General features: G+C 44.0%; 2 protein-coding genes and 1 pseudogene. 2 read left to right on the top strand and 1 reads right to left on the bottom strand.

Going from position 1 to position 1,588, the window contains the following annotated elements; all coding sequences use genetic code 11:
• Nucleotides 1-282 (bottom strand): annotated as a pseudogene (locus R7P67_RS23895) (acetyl-CoA carboxylase carboxyl transferase subunit beta); the annotation flags it as partial.
• Between the two features lie 103 nt (nt 283-385).
• On the opposite strand from R7P67_RS23895, the gene R7P67_RS23900 reads away from it, so the two are divergent.
• Both R7P67_RS23900 and R7P67_RS23905 read left to right on the top strand, forming a co-directional pair.
• Nucleotides 386-1,297 (top strand): LysR family transcriptional regulator, encoded by a 912-nt coding sequence (locus R7P67_RS23900; RefSeq protein ID WP_318086203.1) that lies wholly within the window; start codon nt 386-388, stop codon nt 1,295-1,297.
• A gap of 155 nt (nt 1,298-1,452) precedes the next feature.
• Nucleotides 1,453-1,588 (top strand): exonuclease domain-containing protein (locus R7P67_RS23905; RefSeq protein WP_318086204.1); only part of this gene is annotated, 136 nt, incomplete at its 3' end.

Raw genomic sequence — 1,588 nt, forward strand, 5'->3', positions numbered from 1 at the left:
TTTGTAGCGTTTCTTGTCCTTAAAATTGAGCAGATCTTTCGGCTCATATTCGCTAGCAAGCTCTATACGCTCACCTTTGTCCAAGAAGCTGTCTAAACGATGTCGCGCAGACATTCGCAAATGGTGTTGACACTTGGGACAAACTTCCAAGTTTTCCTTGAGCGCGATGCGATACAGCACTTGGTCACAAGACGGACACTTAGTCCATACGCCTTCCGGAATCGACGCTTTACGCGTATTGATGATGTTCTTTTTATCTAATAGTTTTTCTAGCCAACTCATTGGAAAACCTTTATGCCCAAACAACAGTAACTCGCATTGTATAAACCTATTTTAAGTAATAAAGTGCAACTTATTGGCTTTATAGTTCAACAAAATGGGATTAATGGAGATGCTTGAGAAAATTGATCAACAATGGCTAAAAAGCTTCCATTGTGTCTACGAGAACAACAGCTTTAAAAGAGCCGCCGAGTTTTTATCTCTGCCGACATCAAATGTCAGTCGCCACATTGCGTTACTTGAAGAACAGCTTGATGTGCGTTTGTTCGACAGAACGACTCGACGAATCTGTGCAACAGACGCTGGAGAGCACCTTTATTTACGTACGCAGCCTTTGTTAGACAAACTGAATGATGCGCTTGAAGAAGTGACGCAACACTCTCGTGAGGTCATGGGGCAGCTCAACGTTGTCATGCCAGATTCACCAGAACTAGCTAAAGCCGTCGTCTCTTTTTGTGCTCAGTACCCTGCTATTTCATTGAATTGCGAGACGAACCTAAGCCCTAAAGAGGACTTGCTCGATGGGTTTGACGTTATCGTAAGTTTTCACCGCGGCAAGCTTGAAGACAGCAATTGGATTGCAAAAGAGATCAAGCGTTGGCCCAGTGTTGTGGTCGCGTCACCTAAGCTACTGCACACACGTCAGAGGCCTTTCAAAATTACCGATTTGAAGCACGTTCCTTGTATCAGCAGCTTTACTGCATTGAAAGGTACGCCTTGGGTTTTCAAAAACTCAGAAGGAGAACAGATAACTCAACGAGTAAAATCTGCATTTAAGGTCAACAGTGGGCAACTTGCTAAAGCCGGCGCGTTAGCAGGATTCGGGTTTGCGATTCTACCTGTCGAGTTTTGCCATGAAGAAATCGAATCAGGAGATCTGGAAGTGATCGAACTGGAATATGAACCCGAAGATTTGGTGCTGTATGCCTTTTACGCTTCAAGAAAACACTTAGCCAAGAAGATCCCGACGTTTATCGAGAACTTAAAACGCCAAGCGAATAACGAAACAAGCGGGTAAAGCCATAGACTTGCCTATTACTGCCCATACATTGTGAACCAGAAAGGCTGACTTTGTAGAATCCAAATAGATAAAGGAGCACCGTTGAATTCACCTTTCTTTTTCTGGCGCTTTCAATAATACTCTTGCGCAATATTACTCAGCTGGAAAACTTCATGCCTCAAGCAAACTCTGTGGTCGTACTCGACTTTGAAACCACAGGTCTCTCTCCTACTTTGGGTGACCGTGCAATAGAAATTGGTGCGGTAGAGTTAGTCGATGGCGAGGTTGTTGGTAGTTTTCAGCATGTCA

This window comes from Vibrio sp. Vb0937 (assembly GCF_033338855.1).